Source organism: Streptomyces sp. NPDC094143 (assembly GCF_040303825.1).
Taxonomy (GTDB): domain Bacteria; phylum Actinomycetota; class Actinomycetes; order Streptomycetales; family Streptomycetaceae; genus Streptomyces.
In genome coordinates this window covers 1-19,378 of sequence record NZ_JBEOTZ010000070.1, presented here as the reverse complement: position 1 = coordinate 19,378, position 19,378 = coordinate 1, and the positions used below count along the sequence as shown (strand labels likewise).

Below are 19,378 nucleotides of genomic sequence, written 5' to 3'. Positions count from 1 at the left end.
CGGCACCCGCGTCTTCGCCGAGGGCCCTTACGGCGCCTTCACCGCCCTGCACCGCACCCGGCCCGACGCCGTGCTCATCGCGGGCGGCGTCGGTGCACACCAGGTCGTAGTGGCTCAGATAACTGAAATTTCCGGTGCGCTACCGAAGGACGCACTGAAAAGAATCGTGCGCTACTGAAATCTTCGACGCGATCCGACACTCGCTTTGACGGTGCAGCTGCTTACGAGGCCTGCTCGTAGTCGACGTTAGGCGCCGGGCAGTTGTCGGCCAGTTCGTGCAGGGCCGCCAGCTCGGCTTCGTCTGCGGTCAGGCTCCAGCGGAGTTTGGTGGCCACCCACTCCGCGGCGTAGCGGCAGTGGGCGTCGGCCGCGGGCGGGAGCCACTGGGCGGGGTCCTGGTCGGCTTTGCTGCGGTTGGAGCGGGCGGTGACCGCGACCAGCGATGCCTCCTGGCCCTGGTCGTTGGCGTAGGCCTCGCGACGCTGCGCGGTCCAGGCCGATGCTCCACTGTCCCAGGCTTCGGCGAGGGGCACCATGTGGTCGATGTCCAGGCCGGATGCCGACGCCACGGTGACGCCGTCGTAGTAGGAGAACCAGCTCCCGCCCTCGATGCGGCAGTTCGCTGTGATGGTCGGTGCTTCAACGGCTTCGTGGATGAGGACCTCGGCGCGGGTGTGGCAGCCGTCGGCCGGGTTGTCGCCGGCGTTCCAGTGGCGGAAGCTCTCACGGGTGTAGCCGTCACGCGACTCCGTACCCGTAGAGAGTCTGTCGACCGCTTCTGTCAGGGGCAGCGTCTCTGCAGCGTGGGCGGGTGAGGAGACGGTGGCGGACAGGATGACGAGAGCAGCGGCGAGGCCGCGCAGCACGGACTTGACCATGCACCTGTGATAGCGACACCGGGGTGGGCGCAGTCAGCACTTTCCCTGGGGCGCCGCCCGTGTGGGTGGAATGGTCATACCGGGGCTGGGGTGGTGTCTGCACCGCGCAAGCCCTGCGTAGCGGCACAGGGGCGGGGACTGCGCCGCGAGCGCGACGCGACCTGGGCGTGGCCACTACGCCGCGCACACCACTGTGTTGGCCGACTCCCTGCCCTGGGCCACGGACGCCAGTGAGTCCGGCCAGGAGGGGGCTTGGTTGGGACCATGTACGCATTGGCGTGGCCACAAGCCCTGGGGATGACCTGGGGCTCTAGTGGGGCCAACTTTCTGGCTTTCGTCCAGGGCAGGCATGGGGTCGCGGCCGCCGCTGACTTCGGTCGCCCGCACGAAGGGCTTCGCTCCGCCCGAGGCGGGCGCAGTGGGCGACGGTGCTGCGACGCAGTGCGTTTTCGAGGTGCCCGTGCCTGACGGCTTTCGTCTTTCGGTGCTGTGTCAGTGCCGCGTGCCACACTGCCGGCCATGTCGCTCGCTGATCTCACTCTCGACCTGTGGCGGACCTTCGACGAGGTCACCGCCCGGCGGATCGCCCAGAATGTCGCTGACCACGTGGGCGGCCGGGTGTCACTCTTCGAGGCCACGGAGCACCTCGGTTCACCGCTGCACCGCGTGAAGGTCGAACGGGACGGGCAGGAGTTCGCCCTGATACCCGGAGGGCAGGTGTCCCTGGGCTTCGACCTCAACACCTGGCAGCCGACCGCACAGCAGGCCGCCGACTACGCCGAAAGCCGGGAGCAGGGCTACGGTTACGGGCCCGATCTGCGGACCCACCTCACACGGATCCTCAGCGCTCCCCGCAGCGTTCACCTGGACACCGTCCTCATGGCCGTGGAGGACGAGACCCTGACTGAACCCCCGGCCGACATGCCGGCTGCCCTCATTGCCCGTGGTCTGCGGATGCCGAGCCCCGACGAGTGGGAACACGCCTGCGGCGCCGGGTCCCACACCCTGTTCCGGTGGGGCGAGGAGTGTCCCCTCGACCGTATCCCCTACGGAGACGACACCGGCCCGCACAACGAACTGAACGCCTTCGGCCTGCGCATCGCCTACGACACCTACCGCGCCGAGCTGACCAGCGATGTCACCGCGGTCCACGGCGGCGACGGGGGTGAGTCGGTGTGCGGCGGCTACGGCCACCTGCTGGCCTGGCTCCCCCTGGCGACCGCCAACCGCAACCCCGAGACGGCCGAGTTCGTGCACGGAGACGACGGTGAGGGCCTGTACGACAACTTCTCCACGCGACCGGTGCTCACGCTCTGAGCGACCGCGTGCGACGCCCCCGGTCGACGACCGACTCGGCGAGACCTGGAAACGTCCACCGGCCCCCGCTCAGACTGGAATGGCCTGTCGGAGGCGGCCGTAGCCTGCCGGTACACAGGACGCTGCTCGTGGGCAGCGTGGGGTGCGTGCCGGCTCCCTGCCCGTCGCGTCGCCGGGCGCGTGCCCAGCAGCACCCGCGGCTGGTCAGGAGGTCTGCTCGTCGCGGATGACGACGTGACCGGCCCGGCACTCGCGCACCGCTTGGTTCAGTGCGCTGACCGCGGCCCGTATGCGGTGCGTATCCCGGCCCTCGTCGATGGCTTCCAGCGCTGCAGCGGCGGCGACCCGCACGGAGGCCGGCAGGTCGTCGTGGGCGGCGAGCCGGTAGGCGATGGTGCGCCGGGCCTGCCGCTCGGTGATGCTCGCTCCCTGGTCAGTGAGCGGGAAGACCGCGGCTTCATACAGCGTGATCCCCCGCAGGACGGCATCGGCCATCATTATCTGGGTGTATCTGTTGGTATGCGCAGGTCAGGCGGTTTTTGGCGTGTGCAGGCACGTTAGGCACCTACGGGAAGTGGTTCGGTCAAACCAGTGGCACGCGGATCACTGCCACGGCCGCGTGGGCCTGCCATCTGGGTCTAGTCCGTGTGGCCACCGCATTGCGAAGAACCCATCGAGACGTACCCCCCTCCCTTGAGGGCCGCCCGTACTGTGGTCGGCGGCCTGCCGGTAGAGGTGCTCGGCGCTCTCCCCGTCCCCGGCCTCCTCCCGCATCTGGGCCAGGAGGATCAGGGCGTCGGTGCTGCCGTGGGCAGCGGCCTGCTGGGCGAAGCGCTCGGCGCTCTCCCCGTCCCCGGCCCTCTCCCTCATCTGGGCCAAGCTGTACAGGGCGTCGGTGCTGCCGTGGTCGGCGGCGCGGTGTCGGAGGTGGTGGGCCCATTGCAGGCGGTGCCCGGCCTGGGCTGCCTGGGTGAGGTTGTTCAGGTCGTCGGGGTGGGTGAGGTGGGTGAGGGCGGCGTGCCAGAAGGAAGCGGGCGGACACAGTGGTCTGCGGGTGATGCGGCCGTGTTGTTCGAGGTAGTCGGCGAGCCGGAACATCGGCCCAGCGGTCGCCGGGGGTGGGATGTCGGCAGGTGGGGAGGGCGTGGGCGGTCGTCGTCGGGGCCGGGGGGTGGTGTTGCGCAGGGGGGCTTGTTTGCCGTGGACCAGTTCGGCGAGTTCGGCGAAGGCCTGTTCGGCCCAGTCTTCGGTGAGCTGGTCGTAGTCGGTGTCGGTGAGATAGTCGGCGGCGGCGTCGATGAGAAAGGCCTGTGGCAGGTGGAGGCCGACACCGAGGCGGCGCGCGTCCATCGCCGCCTCCAGCACAGCTCTGGCCCCAGGGGTCGCCCGTTCGTAGCGGTTGAGCAGCTCGGGGGCCCCGGCCAGGTCCTGAGCCACTCGCCCGTCGGTCCCGGCGCGGGTGAGGGCATCGGCCAGGAGCCGGTCACCGTCCCGGGCGAGGGCTGCCGCGGTGGCCAGCGCCTGGGCGTCGAACGCCTCCGGGACGCTCAGCGTGCGGCCGGACAGCAGTTCCCGCACCCGGCTGTACGGGTCTTCCCCTCCTGGGGAGGGCAGGGCGGTGTAGCGGGCGGCGTACTCGGGCCAAAGGGTGCCCAGCACCAGCACCGGACCACGCTCCGGGGTGGTGAGCAGGCCATGGAGTGCGGCGGCGATGCGCTCCCCGGCCTTCCGGTCGCCGAGGTAGTGCTGGGCTTCGTTCAGCCACACCACGGTTCGACGAGCGACACGGTGCAGGTCATCCAGAGCGGCCTCGGCGCGGGTGGGATCGAAGGGATGCCAAAGCCTCCACCCCATGTCCGCGAGCGGCTGCACAGCCTCCCAGCACGCCCGTGTCTTGCCCGTCGACGAACCGCCCGCCAGGACCACCATCCGGCTGCGGCCGGCGGCAGCGTCCCGGACCGCTTCTGCCAGCACCAGGTCATGCCGGCGCTTGACGTACCCCGGCAGCACCCGCGCCCCCGGCGCATCACTGCCGGAAGCGATGCTGCTGGGCCCGACCGGATGGACTTCCAGAGCGTGCGGCTCCCACTGCCCGATCGGACGGCCTGGCACCGGCCGCTGTGCTCCCCCGCCTCGGTCCGCGTCCCGCTGCAAGGCCAGCAACTCCCCGACCGGCAGCTTCAACGCGCGGGCCAGTGCCTCCACCGTGTGCGCCGAGGGCACCGGCCCGTCGCTCTGGAAGGCCTCCGACACGGTCGTACGCCCCAGCCCCGACCGGCGGGCGAGTTCCGTCTTGTTGATCCGGTTGCGGGCCAGCCCGTCGCTCAGCCTCCCGCGCAGCTCCGTGAGCGCCGGATTGTCACCGTTGCCGTTCCGCTCGTACTGCACCCGCTCGCCCCCGCAAAGCCGTGTTCGCCGGTGGCCATCTTCCTCCGGCGAACCCCGGCGAACAGGGTTTTCGCGACTTTCGACCACGACACCCCATCTCGTAAACCGGGAGCCTGCCGTGACCGTCGCCGTCGCCCTCCTCACCACCGCACTCGTGATCGTCATCGCGCTGCTGACCGCCGCCGGCGCAGCCAAACTCGCGCGCTTGGACGGCGCCACCTACCCGGCCGCTCTCACCCGAGCCGCCACCGCCTTCGCCGCGGTCATCACCCTCACCGCTGCGGTGGTAGGAGCACTCGCCGCCCTCTTCACCTGACCTCCGCCCGAACCAGCCCACCGGCCGCAGACCGACGGCCGTACCGAACCACTCCTGGAGGACTGTCGTTCCAGGTCGTCGCGCCTCGCGGAAGGTGCTTCAGTCGAAAACGCCCAAACCGAAGAGATCGGCGCGTACATCACGAACATGCCGTACGCGCCAGAACACCCCCCGGATACCCGTCAGGCATGCCGCCTGCAGGCCACTTGCCTCACATGCCTGACACTCAATCCACACCTGAGATAACAGTCGCCTCGACCTTCCCGTCGCCCACCACGATGCGCTCCAGGAGGGACTTGGTGCGCAGGCCGCACAGTGAGATCGTGATCCTCGCGCACAGGAGCAGCGTCCCCGTGCCTGCGGCCACTCCGGCCGCCGCTGCCCACGAGCCGCCCAGCAGGAACCCCGCATACATTCCGCCGCATCCCGAGCAGCCGATCAGCAACGTCAGCGCCGCGTACAGAAGGCTGCTGCGCGACGGTTTCATGCCCAGGAGTATGCCCGTCCGGGCAGCGCGGCGGCGCCGGACGTGACACACCCGCGTCCGGCTCCGGCCAGCCGTCTCGCAGTCAGGACGTCCGGTGCGGCACGGGTGGACGGGGGATCTCACCGGCTCCGGCCGGCTTTCGGGGGCGGGCACCACAGCACGCGGGCGCCGAGGGAACCGACGGTGCGGCCGTCACCGCCTGGTGCAGCGGGGCCCGTTGCACGTTCCGCGTACGGTACGGACCGCGGCACGCCTCGTGGACCGGGTTCGCGAGGCGATGGGGTCTGCGGGAGCGGCTACGCCAGGACGGCCGGGGTGGCGTTCTCGGCCGTCCAGTCTCCGTCGAAGAGCGCGGCAACCAGACGGACATGGTCGTCGGGGAGCTGGCCGGAGCGGTGCTTGGTGCGGGTCTTGGCGATCCAGGCGCCGATCTTGACGGTGTCGCCGTCGACGCGGACGCTCTCACGGGCGGCGGGGGCGCGGTGCTTACGCACTGGATTAGGGGGGATCACGTCGGTCCCTGACCGCGCCCGCCCCGGCCCGGCCGCCGCGTAACCGGACCGGCGCGCCCCGATATCCGCCCGCGGCCGTAGCGTCCATCCCATCAGCAAGGGGCACATGGGCAGAGCGGCCACAACGGGATGTCAGCCCTCCGACCACAGCGAAATCGTGTGGCACCTGCGCGAACGCGCGGTACCGACAGCTCTCATCTGCGCGCCCGGTGGATGAGGTCAGCGGCCGGGGCCGGCCCGCGGCCCATGGCATGGTCGCGCTGCTGGAGGCGGTGGGTGCGCTGGTCGTGCTGGCGCGCCGGGTGGGCTCCATCGGCTTCATTCGCTTGGTGTGCCGGTCCCGCGGACGCGGGAAGCGCCAGCCGTCTTGGTGAACGCGTCTTGGGGGCAGCGCAGTCGGTCGGCCGTGAGGTCGAGGGCTTCCCCGTCCGTGCGGTGACACCCGAAAGGCCCGCAACGCCGTCAGGTCGACCGCCTCCGGTCGACTACAGGGCTCCATGGGAGGCTGGCCACGTGAGAGGCCCGTGACGGACGCAGCCGGCACGGGTCTCTTTGCCGAGATCTACGTCGACACCCTGGCAGCCGCAGCACTCGCCGGGCGAGGTGCTACGTAGCCGGCTCGTACGTTACCGGCCGGTCAGGGCAGGCGCCGGCGAGGTCGCGCAACGTCGCGAGCTCTGGCTCGTCGGCCGTCAGGCCCCAGCGCAGCTTGGTGGCCACCCACTCGGCGGCGTAGCGGCAGTGCGCCTCGGCCGTTGGCGGTAGCCACTGGGCGGGGTCCTGGTCGGCCTTGCTGCGGTTCGACCTGGCGGTGACCGCCACCAAGGACGCTTCCTGGCCCTGGTCGTTGGCGTAGGCCTCGCGGCGCTGCGCGCTCCAGGCGGAGGCTCCGCTGTCCCAGGCTTCAGCCAGGGGCACCATGTGGTCGATGTCCAGGCCGGAGGCGGACGTCACCGTCGTGTTGTCGTAGTAGGAGAACCAGGCTCCGCCGGTCAGGGCGCAGTTGGCACCGACGGTGGGTGCTTCGACAGCTTCGTGGAGGAGGACTTCGGCGCGGGTGTGGCAGCCGTCGGTGGGGTTGGTGCCGGCGTTCCAGTGCCGGAAGCTGCTACGGGTGTAGCCGTCGCGGGATTCCGTGCCCAGGGGCAGACGCTCGACGGCCTCCGGCAGCGGCAGGCTCTCCACCGCGTAGGCGGGAGAGGAGACGGTGGTGGACCACACGATGAGGGCGGCCGCCAGGCCGCGCAGCACAGCTTTGACCATGCACCGGTGATAACGGCACCACGAGGGGCGCTATCAGCACTTTCGCGAGTGCGCCGCCCGTGTGAGTGCAAAGGTCATACCGGCCGCCGAGCACCCGGTCCGGGAACACCGCCCCGGTGCTTACGCACTATCCAGTGGCGGGACGGTTCCGGTGAGACTCCCTGAAACAGTCGGTACCCGGTACCATCCAGGGCCCGCCTGCGCGCCGACCAGCCTCCGGCGCCTCTACGCCGAGCCCGCGCCAGCAGGGCCGGGCAGGCTGAGGCACTCGCGTAGCACAGTCATCGGAACTACCCGAGCATGCACGATGACCATGCCGCCGCACCGAGAAACTCCAAGATCCCCGACAGAGTCAAGCAGGCCACTGTTCCCCGGGGAACTACCACCAGGGCGTGCAGGTGATGCCACTCTGGGGGGAGGCACTGGTCACCTGCGCGCAGACGCGGAAGGCCCGACTCGCCGAGCTGCTGGTCGGATAGGCCGCGGTCGTGATCCTGGCTCCGCTCGCAGACGTAGTGAACGGGCCGCACTGGATCCACGACTTCTTGCCGTCGTTGGTGACATCCATCCAGACCATTCCGATGGCACCGGGGCCCCACGTGCTGGAGCTGGTGGTCAGAACGCCCCACCCCATCTGTCGGCCTCCGACGGTGCCGGTGTGCATCGCGTACGAGGCGATGGCCCACGGCTGGCCGCCGAACTCGGCTATCACTGCCCCCGCCCCCGCCACGCCGCGGCCGCTGAGACTGTCCGGAATGTCGGTGAAGCCGTTCACGCCTCCCGCGCAGTCCGACGCCGCTGCCTGAGCCGTCCCGGCAGAACCGGTAACGAGCCCTGCCCCGAGCACGAGGGCGGTTGCTCCCACACCGAAAATTCGGCGGATACTGCGCATCTCTTCTCCTTGATCGAAGGGCTGAGGGCGTCCACAGATCGGACCACTGCCGTGATGCCGGCCTGCTGGGACCCCCGTCACGTCGACACAATGACCCCTACGGTCACCCGACCGGAGCGATCGTGTCGTACGTGCCCAAGCTGCCGTAGTGGCCGGAAGGCCCCCGATCCAGCGCCTCGAACCGTAGACCGCGCCTGGGGCGTCGCGTCCCTGACAGATGTCAGGGTTGAGAGTGCGTGCAGGGCGTCGGGGCGCAGGCGGGGGTCAGAGGACGTCGGCGGGCGTCCAGGACTCCCGGGCCGCGCGCTCATGCCGGGCCCGGGGCAGGGCGGCGGCCTCGGTGGCCGCGGCCTGGCGGCGGCGCTGCGACTGGGGCGCCTCGATCGAGGCCAGCGCATCGTCTGCGATGACGTCCGGCCGGGGAACGCGCAGCGGCTCAGCTCCCGCATCAAGTAGTGGTGAACACGCCAGCCTCCGGTTGGGCCACATGAGTTGTCGGTTCTCTTTCACGCCTTGGCAATCAGTAGCAGATACCCTCGCGGGAGCCTAGTTGATCACCGATGGCGTGCTCTTTGTCTGTTGGTGGAGGAATGCATGCGAAGACGTGGGATAGGACGCAATGGAATTGCGATGGTGATCGGCTGCCTCCTCGCGGCACTCATCTCGCCTGCCGCGGAGGCAGCCCCGGCACCGCTCACGGACCCTGCCAAGGCTGATGCGCTGGCCGCCAAGCTTGGCGACGACCGCACCGCAGGCATCTACTACGAAGACGGCCGCCTCACGGTCGCGGTCACTGACGAGGCCGCCGCAGCGTCGGTTCGGAGCGCAGGCGGGACAGCGAAGGTAGTCGCACACAGCGCGGCGGAACTCGACGACGTACATTCCGAACTTGACCAACTGGCGGGCATTCCCAACACTTCGTGGGGCATCGATCCGAGCAGCAACCAGGTCTCCGTCGACATCTACGAGGGGGTGTCCGCTGCCGATCGGGCCCGAATCGAGCGAGTCGCTGCGATTCACGGGGACGCGGTACGCATCGAGCAGCGCTCAGGGGAACTGGAGAGAACTGCCGACGTTGTGGTCGGCGGTATCGGCATTTCCTGGGAACAGGACACTCGCTACTACTGCAGCTCAGCCTTCAACGTCACCCCAAATGACGGCGACACCAGCACTGGGGAAAGGTTCCTGCTCACTGCTGGGCACTGCCTACTTGGCGGACACTACGACTGGGTTCGTCGCAGCAACGAGGTCAAGCTCGGCACGGTGTGGACGGCAAACGACTGGGATTACGAGCCCAGCGACTACGCCATCATCGACTACACCAACCCGAATGTCACCGCATACGGGCTGATCCAGTACAAGGACGGCAGTCAGCCTCAGATTGCAGGATCCCGCTGGGCTGTGGACGGGGAAAAGGTGAAGCGGGTCGGAACTGTAAGCCAGGATCTCGACGGCATAGTCCTCAAACCGAGCACCACCACCTACACGGACGGTGTCACCCTCTACAACATGATCGAGACCAGCCTCTGCAACATGTTCGGTGACAGCGGCGGGGCTATGTTCACGGGGACGACCGCCTTGGGGATCACATCCGGTGGCAACTATGCCGACCAGCCCTGCGGTGACACAGACGCTCAGCCGGACCGCGCCAGCTGGTTTCAGCCCGTGCAAAGGGTACTCATCGACCACAACCTGGCCGTCTACTGAAGCCACGCACGGCCTGCACTGGCGATGGTCGGTGCAGGCCCCACGGCGCCGCCTGCATCCCGCACTCCGGTGGTCCAGTCATGATACGGGTACGAAGACGACTCACAAACGGACCGGACCGAACCCAGGCCTGGGCCCTCACGTCAGAGGACTGATACGCCTGCGGCGCTCACCGCATAGCTTCCGCCCGTCATCGTCAGTCCCCGGGGGGACCATGTCCACCAACATCATGCACAGGGCCAACCTGATTGTCCCGCTTCTTCTGTTCACCGTGGGAACTGCCACCATCACCGCCTGCGGCAGCGACAACGGCGATAGCCGCGGCGTGGAAAAGCGCGATGCCGCCACGGCACCGAAGCGAGAGGCCCGTGCCCGCGAGGTCGCCAAGGCATGGGACGGCTCCAAGGCCGCAGCGGAGTGGCGTGAGGGCTATCACCCGTTGGGGGAAGCAGTCCAACTGCCAGAGAACGGCCTGAGCAACGCGGCCGATGAACGCGCCTACCAGGCCAAGAATTTTGTCCTGCGCGGCGAACTGCCTGCCGACCCGCCAGGAGATGGGCGGGTGCAATGGAAGAGCGGGGACGCACTCAATCTGCCGCTTATGGAAGCGCGGCAGGCGTACGAGGCCCTGGACCGCGACAACAGCCCCGGCCCGCACTTGATCGTGCCGGGGGCGCGTCTGGGCGAGATGACCCTAGTCACCACCCGCGGACCGGCGACCGTTCCAGCCTGGCTGTTCACACTGGAAGGCTACGACACCCCGCTCAAACGGGTTGCCGTCAAGCCGTCCAGGCTTCCCGAACCGCCGATTAAGCCGGCCGCAAGTGTTCCCTCCGGTGAGCTGTGGTCGCTCCAACGGCTGGTCGAAACAGCCGAAGACGGAAAGTCCATCACCGTGGTGGCCAACCACGGATCCTGCGACGACGGCCCTGCCGTGGACGTACTGGAAACGCGTGGCAGCGTAGTACTGTCCGCATCCATTGTCGGGGCGGAAACAGGCCCCTGCACCGGTCAGATGAGTGGCAAGGACGTGACCGTCGAACTGGCTCGGCAGGTTGGCACCCGTATCGTCCTGGACGCGTTCACCGGTCGACCGGTGCCATATGGGGAGCCGAACGGTCCCTCGCCGAGCTGGAGCTGAACCGGTCCCGGCGCACCGGGCAGCGCGTTCTTGCCGGGCCCGCCGCAGGGCGGCGGGCCCGGGTCGCCTCCATCGGAGCCGGCGCATTGCTCAGGACGGCGTCCGGCTCCGGAAACGCGCGGCGGCCCAGCTCCCGCATCTCGGCGGTCTGCTGCTCCTTCCGGGCGGCCCCGTTCTTCCTTGCCGCCTCTCGGACGCGACCAGGGACTGGCGCGCGAGGTCAACCCCGCTGAGCTGCTCACGCCATCACCGCCCCGGTCGTACCGCCGTCCAGTGAACGCGTGGCAAGCCTGGTGAGCCGGTCCGACCACGGCGTGGGCGCGGCCGTCTCGGTTCGGGCCGCCTGCTGCTGGCGCAGCCAACTCCCGGTGCACGCCGACGACAAGACGCTGGTCGCCCTGGCGGCCGACGGCACCGTGACCGCCGCCGACGTGCCCGTCATCCTGCGGCACCGCCCGGCTTGGGCCGGGCTAGTCTCTGCGCTGGCGCGTCACCCCGGCCAGGTCGAGGCGGCCATCGCACTATTGCCCCGCCTCCCCAGCCACGAGCTGGAACAGGTCATCCGGGACTGGGATCCCGACCGCTACACCCGCACCAAGGGCGCCGCGCCGTCCCCGCCCGTGCCGTAGGAACTGTTCGACGCCGTCCTGGAAGCCTGCCTCACACCGCTCGCCGCGTACCTGCTCCACCCCGGAGCCCGAAGAGGGCTGGGAGACGGTGTCAGCGGCGAGGAACTGCTGCTCGCCTGCCTTCTGGCCGTGTGTTTGCCCGAGCTGGCCGACCTACCCAACCCGCAGGTGACCACCCGCCGGACCCTGCACCACATCGCCAACCGCGTCCACAACAACCCGCACCTGGCCGCCCCCACGCCGAGCCGGACCCTGATCCGCATCATCGACAACACAGATCCCGACCACGACCGTCCGGCCCGGCTCCTGGAACGCCACTACGAGCACCGCCGGGTCCAGGCACTGGTCACCAACCCGCATACCCCGCACACTGCCGTTACGGACGTCCTAAACGGGCTACCCCCAGCCGAACTGGCCTGGATCGCCGAGAAGGCCGGCGGGCCCGACTGGTTCCTGGCCGCGGCGGCCGCCGTCCCGGTACCCGAAGACGAAGACGACGGTGTGGTGTGGGTGCTGTGGACGACGATGAACTCGGCAAGCACCCCGACCCCGCGGCCCTTCTGCAGTCCTGGCTCGACTCCCCCGCCGCCGGTGAGATCCTCTCCCGCTCCGAGGTCTACCGCGCCGTTGTGAAGTCCCGCTACTGCACCCTGGAGCACCTGCGCCAGATCCCCACCGACGAAATCCTTGCCCGCCACGAACCCGAAGTCGCCCTGGAGATTTTGCTGGACCACTGCGGGCGCAGCACCGACCGGTGTGAAGCACTCGCCGCCGCCATGACCTTCCACTACGACGGCGAGAAGATCACCTTCGGGCGAGCTCCTAGACTCCCTGGCCGGCGCGATCGCGGAACCGTAGAGGGGGGGAGCAGCACAGCGCCATGGCGCTCTCCCCAGCGGGCACGGTCAGGGCCTCTTGTTCTGTTCCCACCGGTACCTCACCATCTGTGATCAGGCAGCTACGGCGAACCTAAAAGGGTGTCCCGTAACTGAGCCGGTGGTGCACAGCAGCGATGGTCTTCGTCTCAGCGAACGTTTTGGGTGCCGAGCGTGGCGACAAAGAGGATGTTTGTCGGGATACATGCTACCCGGCGAAGCAGTCCGGGTACTGGCGTTGGCTTCACGCAGGCTGCCGCAATTGAGCGTGTCCGCCTGTGGTCCAGGGAGCTGGTTGATTGGCCCGCTTCCCATGCAATGGTGTGCCGTCCTGGGCTATCCGGTCTGCACAGGCTTCTTGAGGATCTCTGTCAGGGCAGAGATGCTGTGGTCGCCGTGGCCGGCTTCGACCGCGCGCTCGAGCAGGTCATGGAAGGGCTTGTGCCAACCCACGTCGAGGTTCGCTTCCTTGCCGAGTTCCTCGTCATGGGCGGCTCCGGCCAGGAAGAGGTTTACGGAGGAGGCGGTCTTGCTGTAATCGCCGCTGTCAATCTCCTCGGCGAAGACCGGCAGGACCGAGTTGATCATTTCGAACCACTTGATGCTGAACCGAACCATCGAGGCCGCCGTGAGGCCACGGGCCTGCATTGCTGCCGCGCCCTGGAAGAAACCCACGAGCGCGGGCAGCAGGGTGCCGCCCACCGCCATTTCGTACAGGGCGGCGAGGTCGGCGTCGGCACCGAGGTAGACAGTGTCGCCACCCAGCACCCGCAGCGTCGAAGCGAACTCCTCGAAGACGCTGTTGTCGCCGCCGTAGTACAGGAGGGTGTCTTCGGCGCCCACGGCAGACGGCACGTTCTTGATCGCTCCACCGAGGTAGCGTGCTCCGCGCCCAAGCGCCAACTCCGCCATCTGGCGGGCCCCTGCTGGTGAACCGCTGTTCAGGGTTACAAGTGCCCGCCCCTTGAGCCCGGCAGCGACCGGTTCGAGGGCCTCGATGGTGTTTTCAAATGTGGTCAGGCATGCGATGACCAGCGGACTCGCCGCGATCGCCTCGTCCATCGTGTGCGCGTGAACGGCACCCTTGGACACGAGCGGCGCCGCCTTCGACGGAGTCCTGTTCCAGACGGTGGTCGGGTGTCCGGCGTCGATAAAGGCCTCAGCCAGTGCGCTGCCCATCGAGCCCAGTCCGACGACGGTCACGGGAGTGCGGTGTTGCCCGGTCATGCGTTGCTCCTGTCAGAGACGGATCTTCCTGAGCGCCTGAGGCGACGTCAAACGCAGTTCAGCCAACCGCAGTTGTCGCGATCCCAGTGGGATGCCCGCTCCATCCTTTGGGCGTACCGACACTTCTGCAAGTACCTACAATTTTGTCTGGTACCCACATTTTTGTTAGGGGGAGTGCTGATGAAGAGGCGGAGCTATACCTGCGGGCTGGACGCTGCCATCGACGTCATGGGAGGGAAATGGAAGGGGCTGATCCTGTTCTGGCTCGGCGAAGGCCCGCTGCGCTTCGGCGAGTTGCGCCGGACAGTGTCCGGTATCAGTGAACGGATGCTGATCCTGCAACTGCGGGAACTGGAGGCCAGCGGCCTGGTGCACCGCGAGGTCCATCACCAGGTCCCACCCAAGGTGGAGTACTCACTGACCGACTTCGGCCACTCGCTCATCGCCGCTCTCGGCCCACTCGGCCAGTGGGGCGAGGAACACATGGAGCGTCTCGAGGCCGTCCCGTGACCCGACAGCAGGCAGTCGGGATCGGCGCTGCTTCAACGGGCACCTTGTAAGTGATCTCGAAGTGGGACCATCCTGGTCGTGGCAGGAGTGATCACGGCATCAGAGCCGTCCTGGATAACCCCGTTCACCGGGATGAGCCGCGCAGTTCCAACAAGCTCGTTGCCGCCCTACGCAGGGAAGGCGCCGACGAGGTGCGGCGGGGACGGCCATGGAGCCTTCCGCTGGAGGGCCGAGTGCTGCTGGTAGCCGCTTACTGGCGCACCAATCTGACCATGCGCCAACTGGCCCTGCTATTCGGTATCTCGAAGTCCGCGGCAGACCGGATCATCGACCACCTCGGCCCACTGATGTCCCTGCGGCCGCGACGCCGGTTCTCCAAGGACACCGTGCTGATCGTGGACGGCACCCTGGTGCCCACCCGTGACCACGAGGTGGCCCAGCAGTCCAAGAACTATCGGTACTCCACTAACCACCAGGTAGTGATCGACGCCGACAGTCGGCGCGTCGTCGTGGTCGGTCGCCCGCTGCCCGGCAACCGCAACGACTGCAAAGCGTGGGAGATGTCCGGCGCCAAGGACGCCGTCGGCGGGACCACAGTGATCGCCGACGGCGGCTACCGAGGCACCGGTTCGCTCATCCCGCATCGCCGCGAGCGCGGCCAGACCGAACTGCCGGCGTGGAAAGAAGAACACAACGCCTCGCACCGCAAGGTTCGCGCCCGGGTCGAGCACACCTTCGCACGCATGAAGGGCTGGAAGATCCTCCGCGACTGCCGCCTCAAAGGCGACGGAGTCCACCACGCCATGCGCGGCATCGCACGCCTGCACAACCTCGTCCTCACGGAGTAAGAGCACGGCCCACAGTCAGCCACCGCGCCCTCAACCCATAGAAGATTGTTTGCGGGACAGCCCTTAGCCAACGCGCTGGCGGATGCCGCCAACGCCGGTGTGAGCGTGCGGGTCGTGGTCGACACGATCGATTCGAACGTGGAAGCCGTCCTCGACGGCGCGAACATAGACCTCAACAAGTGCGGTCAGGCATGTGTGTACGACGGGACCGATCCGGGAGCGATGCATAACAAGTTCTTCCTGATCAAAAAGGGGGATACCCAACTGGTCCTCCAGTCCTCCAGTAATGTGGGTGAGACGCAGGCGCAGCATGCGCAGAACATGTTGATCGTCCGGGACGACGCGGCGCTGTTTTCCGCCTACCTGAACTACTGGCGCCGCATGTACAGCGAGAGCTGAAACTATGATGGCGTCGACTGGGACTCCAACGCGAAGAGGACTTACGACGGGAGCAGCGATCTCTCCAAGGCCTACTTTTACCCCCAGCCCGAAAGCACTCGGGTGAAGGATGTGCTGGGCAATGTCACCTCGTGCGACGCGCCCGACAACGACCGTGTCTGGCTGGCGCAAGCCTCATAGACTCCTCCCCCTATGCGGCCGACATCGTGGGCCAACTCAAGCATCTGAAGGACCTCGGCTGTGACGTCAAGGCCCTCATCCAGAAGCAGGAGGGAGCCGAGACTCTGAAGGCAGCGGGCATCAACTACCACTGCGACGGCTACAACCACAACAAGCTCATGCTGATCGACGCCTACTACGCCGGGAGTTGGCGCAAGGCCGTCTTCACGGGCTCCTACAACCTCACTGCGAACTCGGCCCACGATTCCAACGACGCCATGCTCCGAGTCATCAACGATTGGGTCACCAACCAGTACGTCGAGCAGTTCAAGACACTCTGGGCCGGCAGCAACGCCTGTGACGGGGCCGGTGACGGCAGTTCCGACGGTTCGTCCGACTGACCGAACAGCGACGGCGGCAACGAAGTGAACGCGGCGGTCATGCCACTCCTGAGGATGACCGCCGCGTCCGTCGGCTCGCCAGCCCACGACCATGCGCCCCAGAGCCCCGCCCTCCTGAGCTAGGCAGTTTCGTTTGGATCATCGGGCGGACCAGAGGATGATGCCCGCGATGTAGAGTCCGGCCAGGTAGATGGTGGCGGTCTTCTCATAGCGGGTGGCGATGCCTCGCCACTGCTTCAGGCGGTTGATGCATCGCTGGTGCACCCCGACCGGCTTGCCACGCGGACGCATCCACGTCCTCACGGCCCCACCCCGTCACCAGCGCGGCCACCGCCCGCAGCCGCAGGGCCTCCTGCGCCGACGGCGACAGATGCCGCGCGTCCCCCACCAGATCGCTCACACACCACCAACGCCCCAGAACCGAAACCGTTTCGGATCAATAGAGCTTCCGAAGGGCCCGCCAGCCCGTCACGGCTGTCGGCATGCTCGGCCAGGCAACAGATTCGGATTCTGGCGTGACTGCTGCTGGACCTGCGCTTCCACCTCGCGAGTCAGACTACTTCGTCCAAAGAGGTCACGGAACGAAGGAGGCTCATGCAGGATCGCGGTAGACGCCTTTGACGCATTGGGGGAAACCAGTGGCCACCCGACCGTACAGACAAGATCGATTACGCACTGCACGGCAACGGACAGCTCCGGGCCGTATCCGACCCCGACTGCGCGAGGATCCTCCCAAGCCAACGTCCGACGCCGAACCCTCACCAGTGCGGTGGATTGGCTGGACGCACGTCATCACGCTCACAGGGGCAGCGCTCGCAGCAATTGCTGCCGTCGGAGGGCTATGGGCCCAGGCAGTCGCTACTTACTGGAGCCAGCAGATAGCAAAGGACCAACTGTCCCAGTCCCGCGATGAAGAAGCCAGACAAGTTCGGAGCCAAGCAGCGAGGGTGACGTACTGGGGCGGCGGCGGCTCGGCCTTTGAGTGGGGTGGCACGGGAGCTCTTACCTCCGCCGGTGACGGGTCGACGGCTCTCCACGTGCTAAATAGGTCACCCGACCCAGTGCCATACGTGGATATTGCCATTGAAATTACCGACAAAAAATATTCAGAATGATATTCAGAGTGAGATATGGATTATCTCCTTGAGGAGCCTCCCTCCCTGCACTCACATCGAGTACCAAGACTCCAACCTGACGCTTGGGTTCGTTCAGGCCGAGGGCGAGAAGCCGTCAACGCTTGCCAATCTAGAAGGCCTCTGGGAGCCCACTTCCATGCATTTTACCGACACCAAGGGGGTGGAATGGTTGCGTACAGAATCTTCCCTGAAGAAAGGGGAGGCGCCAAAATTTTTCCACGAGGCCAGAGTGTCGAAAATGGGAGTTGTCGGCATCGACGCGAAAGTGAGCAAAGTCGAGTCCTGTAAGGATGCTTAAGAAGTCATCTTATTTTGGGCGAATCGTATTCTGTGGCTGTCCCGGGACGTTGGTGACACGCGGGCTGGGTGCTTGAACGGGTGAGCGCCTTGTGGGTTCGGTGTGTCGTGGACGACGGCTGGCCGCTGCGGCGGGCCGCGGAACGCTTCCAGGTCAGTCACACCACCGCCGCCCGCTGGGCCGGCCGCTACCGGCATCTGGGCGAGGCCGGCATGCGCGATCGCTCCAGCCGCCCGCACCACAGCCCGCGCCAGACGCCGGCCGCAGTCGAGCAGCAGGTCCTGCGGCTGCGGCGGGAACACCGCATCGGCCCCCTCCGGCTGGCCGCCCGCTGTAACATCGCCGCCTCCACCGCTCACCGCATCCTCAACCGGCACGGCCTTCCGGCGCTGGCCGCCACCGACCGCGCCACCAGGGAACCCGTCCGCCGCTTCGAGCGCTCCCGGCCCGGCGAACTGTTCCACGTCGACGTCAAAAAGCTCGGCCGCATCCCCGACGGCGGCGGCCACAAGGTCCTCGGCCGGGCAGCCGACCGGGCCAACCAGAACCGCCGCACCGGCACCGGATACGCCTACTTGCACACCGCCCTGGACGATCACTCGCGGCTCGCCTACCTGCCCGACGAGAAGGCCTCCACCTGCGCGGCCTTCCTGCGACGAGCAGTCGCCTGGTTCGCCGCATGCGGCGTGACCGTCGAGCGGGTGCTGACCGACAACGCCTGGGCCTACACCAAAACACCTGGCGCGACACCTGCCATCAGCTGGGCATCAGCCCACGCTGGACGCGTCCCTGGCGACCGCAAACCAACGGCAAGGTCGAACGCTTCCACCGCACCCTGTTCGACGAATGGGCCTACCAGCGGCCCTACACCTCAGACACCGAACGCCAGGCCGCGTTCGCCGACTGGCTGAACTGGTACAACTACCACCCCCCACACCGGCATCAGCGGCCACCCACCAGCCAGCCGCGTCACCAACCTGTCCGAACAGGACACCTAGGCCGTTTAGTTTGGGTCATCGGGCGGACCAGAGGAAGATGCCCGCGATGTGGAGTCCGGCCTGGTAGACGGTGGCGGTCTTCTCGTAGCGGGTGGCGATGCCTCGCCACTGTTTCAAACGGTTGATGCACCGCTCGACGGTGTTGCGCTGCTTATAGGTCTCGCGGTCGAAGGCCAATGGCCTGCCACCGCGGCTGCCCCGACGCAGCCGGTGTGCCCGCTGGTCAGCGGGGACGGGGATCACTGCCCGGATGCCGCGCTTGCGCAGGTGCTCGCGGATCGCGCGGGGGGGGAGTACGCCTTGTCGGCCAGGACCAAGTCCGGCCTGGTACAGGCCGCCCTCCCGGACGGGGAACGCGTAGGCGGGCCATGACCTCGGTGAAGGCAGGTGCATCACCGGCCTGGCCTGCGGTGAGAACGAACGCCAGCGGCCGGCAGCGGGCATCGACGGCGAGGTGGATCTTTGTGGTCAGTCCGCCGCGGGAGCGGCCGATGGCGTGGTCGCCGGGTTCGCCGGGCCGGGGCCTCCTTTTGCGGGCTCTGGCCGCGTGCTGGTGGGCCGCACGATCGTGGAGTCGACCGAGACGGCCCAGTTGAGGTCCTCTTCCGCGTCGGCCTGGGCCACCAGAGCGGTGAACACTCGCTCCCAGGTGCCATCGACGGCCCGCATCCGCAGCCGGTTGTAGAGCCTCGCCAATTGCCGTACTTTCCGGCAGGTGAACCCACTGCGTTCCGGTCTGGAACTCGTAAGCGATCGCGTCGATCACCTCACGATGGTCACGCCAGCGACCACCCCGCTTCGGCGTCCGGTCCGGGAGCAACGGCTCGATCCGCGCCCATTGCGCATCAGTTAACGGCACACCCGGACCAACGACCGACCGATCCAAATGCCGTCCCGGTCCGGGCCGGGTGACGCGGATCTTGTCGATGACCGTCTCGGCCTGGGTGCAGTCGTTGCGGGTGCCGGCCGTGACTGTGAAGGTTCGCTCCGCCAACTG

At 67.5% G+C, this 19,378-nt stretch carries 19 protein-coding genes and 4 pseudogenes; 12 read left to right on the top strand and 11 right to left on the bottom strand.

Annotated elements, in window-relative coordinates:
* Positions 1-136: pseudogene (locus ABTZ58_RS40395) on the top strand (oxidoreductase); the annotation flags it as partial.
* An 85-nt stretch (positions 137-221) separates the two neighbouring features.
* Here the strand turns inward: ABTZ58_RS40395 and ABTZ58_RS38345 are convergent.
* Positions 222-878 (bottom strand): HNH endonuclease family protein, encoded by a 657-nt coding sequence (locus tag ABTZ58_RS38345; protein WP_351367591.1) that lies wholly within the window; start codon positions 876-878, stop codon positions 222-224.
* Between the two features lie 519 nt (positions 879-1,397).
* On the opposite strand from ABTZ58_RS38345, the gene ABTZ58_RS38340 reads away from it, so the two are divergent.
* Positions 1,398-2,195, top strand: coding sequence for a hypothetical protein (locus ABTZ58_RS38340; protein ID WP_351367588.1), 798 nt, complete (start codon positions 1,398-1,400; stop codon positions 2,193-2,195).
* A gap of 204 nt (positions 2,196-2,399) precedes the next feature.
* Here the strand turns inward: ABTZ58_RS38340 and ABTZ58_RS38335 are convergent, their stop codons facing one another.
* Both ABTZ58_RS38335 and ABTZ58_RS38330 read right to left on the bottom strand, forming a co-directional pair.
* Positions 2,400-2,693, bottom strand: coding sequence for a hypothetical protein (locus tag ABTZ58_RS38335; RefSeq protein ID WP_351367585.1), 294 nt, complete (start codon positions 2,691-2,693; stop codon positions 2,400-2,402).
* Positions 2,694-2,798: 105 nt separating this feature from the next.
* The gene (locus tag ABTZ58_RS38330; protein WP_351367582.1) at positions 2,799-4,583 is read right to left on the bottom strand and encodes a helix-turn-helix domain-containing protein; all 1,785 of its coding nucleotides are present in this window, start codon (positions 4,581-4,583) and stop codon (positions 2,799-2,801) included.
* A 118-nt stretch (positions 4,584-4,701) separates the two neighbouring features.
* Here ABTZ58_RS38330 and ABTZ58_RS38325 point away from each other — a divergent pair, with 118 nt between their 5' ends.
* Positions 4,702-4,899, top strand: coding sequence for a hypothetical protein (locus ABTZ58_RS38325; RefSeq protein ID WP_351367579.1), 198 nt, complete (start codon positions 4,702-4,704; stop codon positions 4,897-4,899).
* Positions 4,900-5,125: 226 nt separating this feature from the next.
* Here ABTZ58_RS38325 and ABTZ58_RS38320 read toward each other — a convergent pair whose 3' ends face one another.
* The 5 genes from ABTZ58_RS38320 to ABTZ58_RS38300 all read right to left on the bottom strand — a co-directional run bounded on the left by ABTZ58_RS38320 (position 5,126) and on the right by ABTZ58_RS38300 (position 8,542).
* Entirely contained in the window at positions 5,126-5,386 is a 261-nt protein-coding gene (locus ABTZ58_RS38320; RefSeq protein WP_351367576.1) for a hypothetical protein, read from the bottom strand.
* Positions 5,387-5,682: 296 nt separating this feature from the next.
* Positions 5,683-5,880 (bottom strand): hypothetical protein, encoded by a 198-nt coding sequence (locus tag ABTZ58_RS38315; protein ID WP_351367573.1) that lies wholly within the window; start codon positions 5,878-5,880, stop codon positions 5,683-5,685.
* Between the two features lie 624 nt (positions 5,881-6,504).
* Entirely contained in the window at positions 6,505-7,161 is a 657-nt protein-coding gene (locus tag ABTZ58_RS38310) for an HNH endonuclease family protein (RefSeq protein WP_351367570.1), read from the bottom strand.
* 379 nt (positions 7,162-7,540) lie between these two features.
* Positions 7,541-8,053, bottom strand: coding sequence for a hypothetical protein (locus ABTZ58_RS38305; protein WP_351367567.1), 513 nt, complete (start codon positions 8,051-8,053; stop codon positions 7,541-7,543).
* A gap of 264 nt (positions 8,054-8,317) precedes the next feature.
* Positions 8,318-8,542, bottom strand: a complete 225-nt coding sequence (locus ABTZ58_RS38300; RefSeq protein WP_351367564.1) for a hypothetical protein — start codon at positions 8,540-8,542, stop codon at positions 8,318-8,320.
* Between the two features lie 141 nt (positions 8,543-8,683).
* Here ABTZ58_RS38300 and ABTZ58_RS38295 point away from each other — a divergent pair, with 141 nt between their 5' ends.
* From ABTZ58_RS38295 to ABTZ58_RS38280, 4 genes are all read left to right on the top strand, one after another.
* Positions 8,684-9,760, top strand: a complete 1,077-nt coding sequence (locus tag ABTZ58_RS38295; protein WP_351367561.1) for a S1 family peptidase — start codon at positions 8,684-8,686, stop codon at positions 9,758-9,760.
* Positions 9,761-9,974: 214 nt separating this feature from the next.
* Complete coding sequence (locus ABTZ58_RS38290; RefSeq protein WP_351367558.1) at positions 9,975-10,901, top strand: hypothetical protein; 927 nt, start codon at positions 9,975-9,977, stop codon at positions 10,899-10,901.
* Positions 10,902-11,182: 281 nt separating this feature from the next.
* Positions 11,183-11,530 (top strand): hypothetical protein, encoded by a 348-nt coding sequence (locus ABTZ58_RS38285; protein WP_351367555.1) that lies wholly within the window; start codon positions 11,183-11,185, stop codon positions 11,528-11,530.
* Positions 11,531-11,698: 168 nt separating this feature from the next.
* Positions 11,699-12,163, top strand: a complete 465-nt coding sequence (locus ABTZ58_RS38280) for a hypothetical protein (protein WP_351367552.1) — start codon at positions 11,699-11,701, stop codon at positions 12,161-12,163.
* A gap of 578 nt (positions 12,164-12,741) precedes the next feature.
* On the opposite strand, the gene ABTZ58_RS38275 is transcribed toward ABTZ58_RS38280, so the two are convergent.
* Complete coding sequence (locus tag ABTZ58_RS38275) at positions 12,742-13,632, bottom strand: NAD(P)-dependent oxidoreductase (protein WP_351367549.1); 891 nt, start codon at positions 13,630-13,632, stop codon at positions 12,742-12,744.
* A 180-nt stretch (positions 13,633-13,812) separates the two neighbouring features.
* Between ABTZ58_RS38275 and ABTZ58_RS38270 the strand changes: the two genes are divergently transcribed.
* The 4 genes and pseudogenes from ABTZ58_RS38270 (at position 13,813) to ABTZ58_RS38255 (ending at position 15,949) form a co-directional block, all read left to right on the top strand.
* Positions 13,813-14,142 (top strand): winged helix-turn-helix transcriptional regulator, encoded by a 330-nt coding sequence (locus tag ABTZ58_RS38270; RefSeq protein ID WP_351367547.1) that lies wholly within the window; start codon positions 13,813-13,815, stop codon positions 14,140-14,142.
* A gap of 78 nt (positions 14,143-14,220) precedes the next feature.
* A pseudogene (locus ABTZ58_RS38265) lies at positions 14,221-14,990 on the top strand (transposase).
* A 99-nt stretch (positions 14,991-15,089) separates the two neighbouring features.
* On the top strand, positions 15,090-15,389 hold the full coding sequence (locus tag ABTZ58_RS38260) for a phospholipase D-like domain-containing protein (protein WP_351367594.1): 300 nt from the start codon (positions 15,090-15,092) through the stop codon (positions 15,387-15,389).
* Positions 15,390-15,595: 206 nt separating this feature from the next.
* Entirely contained in the window at positions 15,596-15,949 is a 354-nt protein-coding gene (locus ABTZ58_RS38255) for a phospholipase D-like domain-containing protein (RefSeq protein ID WP_351367544.1), read from the top strand.
* Between the two features lie 138 nt (positions 15,950-16,087).
* Here ABTZ58_RS38255 and ABTZ58_RS38250 read toward each other — a convergent pair whose 3' ends face one another.
* Positions 16,088-16,252 (bottom strand): hypothetical protein, encoded by a 165-nt coding sequence (locus ABTZ58_RS38250; RefSeq protein ID WP_351367541.1) that lies wholly within the window; start codon positions 16,250-16,252, stop codon positions 16,088-16,090.
* Positions 16,253-17,451: 1,199 nt separating this feature from the next.
* Between ABTZ58_RS38250 and ABTZ58_RS38245 the strand changes: the two are divergent.
* Positions 17,452-18,381: pseudogene (locus tag ABTZ58_RS38245) on the top strand (IS481 family transposase).
* A gap of 15 nt (positions 18,382-18,396) precedes the next feature.
* Here the strand turns inward: ABTZ58_RS38245 and ABTZ58_RS38240 are convergent.
* A pseudogene (locus tag ABTZ58_RS38240) lies at positions 18,397-19,267 on the bottom strand (IS5 family transposase).
* Between the last annotated feature and the right edge of the window lie 111 nt (positions 19,268-19,378).

Excerpts from the sequence above, each read along its gene's own strand:
- ABTZ58_RS38270 (WP_351367547.1), top strand. The coding sequence starts at position 13,813 with ATGAAGAGGCGGAGCTATACCTGCGGGCTGGACGCTGCCATCGACGTC.
- ABTZ58_RS38295 (WP_351367561.1), top strand. The coding sequence starts at position 8,684 with ATGGTGATCGGCTGCCTCCTCGCGGCACTCATCTCGCCTGCCGCGGAG.
- ABTZ58_RS38340 (WP_351367588.1), top strand. The coding sequence starts at position 1,398 with ATGTCGCTCGCTGATCTCACTCTCGACCTGTGGCGGACCTTCGACGAG.
- ABTZ58_RS38310 (WP_351367570.1), bottom strand. The coding sequence starts at position 7,161 with ATGGTCAAAGCTGTGCTGCGCGGCCTGGCGGCCGCCCTCATCGTGTGG.
- ABTZ58_RS38335 (WP_351367585.1), bottom strand. The coding sequence starts at position 2,693 with ATGATGGCCGATGCCGTCCTGCGGGGGATCACGCTGTATGAAGCCGCG.
- ABTZ58_RS38305 (WP_351367567.1), bottom strand. The coding sequence starts at position 8,053 with ATGCGCAGTATCCGCCGAATTTTCGGTGTGGGAGCAACCGCCCTCGTG.
- ABTZ58_RS38345 (WP_351367591.1), bottom strand. The coding sequence starts at position 878 with ATGGTCAAGTCCGTGCTGCGCGGCCTCGCCGCTGCTCTCGTCATCCTG.
- ABTZ58_RS38300 (WP_351367564.1), bottom strand. The coding sequence starts at position 8,542 with ATGTGGCCCAACCGGAGGCTGGCGTGTTCACCACTACTTGATGCGGGA.
- ABTZ58_RS38290 (WP_351367558.1), top strand. The coding sequence starts at position 9,975 with ATGTCCACCAACATCATGCACAGGGCCAACCTGATTGTCCCGCTTCTT.
- ABTZ58_RS38275 (WP_351367549.1), bottom strand. The coding sequence starts at position 13,632 with ATGACCGGGCAACACCGCACTCCCGTGACCGTCGTCGGACTGGGCTCG.
- ABTZ58_RS38320 (WP_351367576.1), bottom strand. The coding sequence starts at position 5,386 with ATGAAACCGTCGCGCAGCAGCCTTCTGTACGCGGCGCTGACGTTGCTG.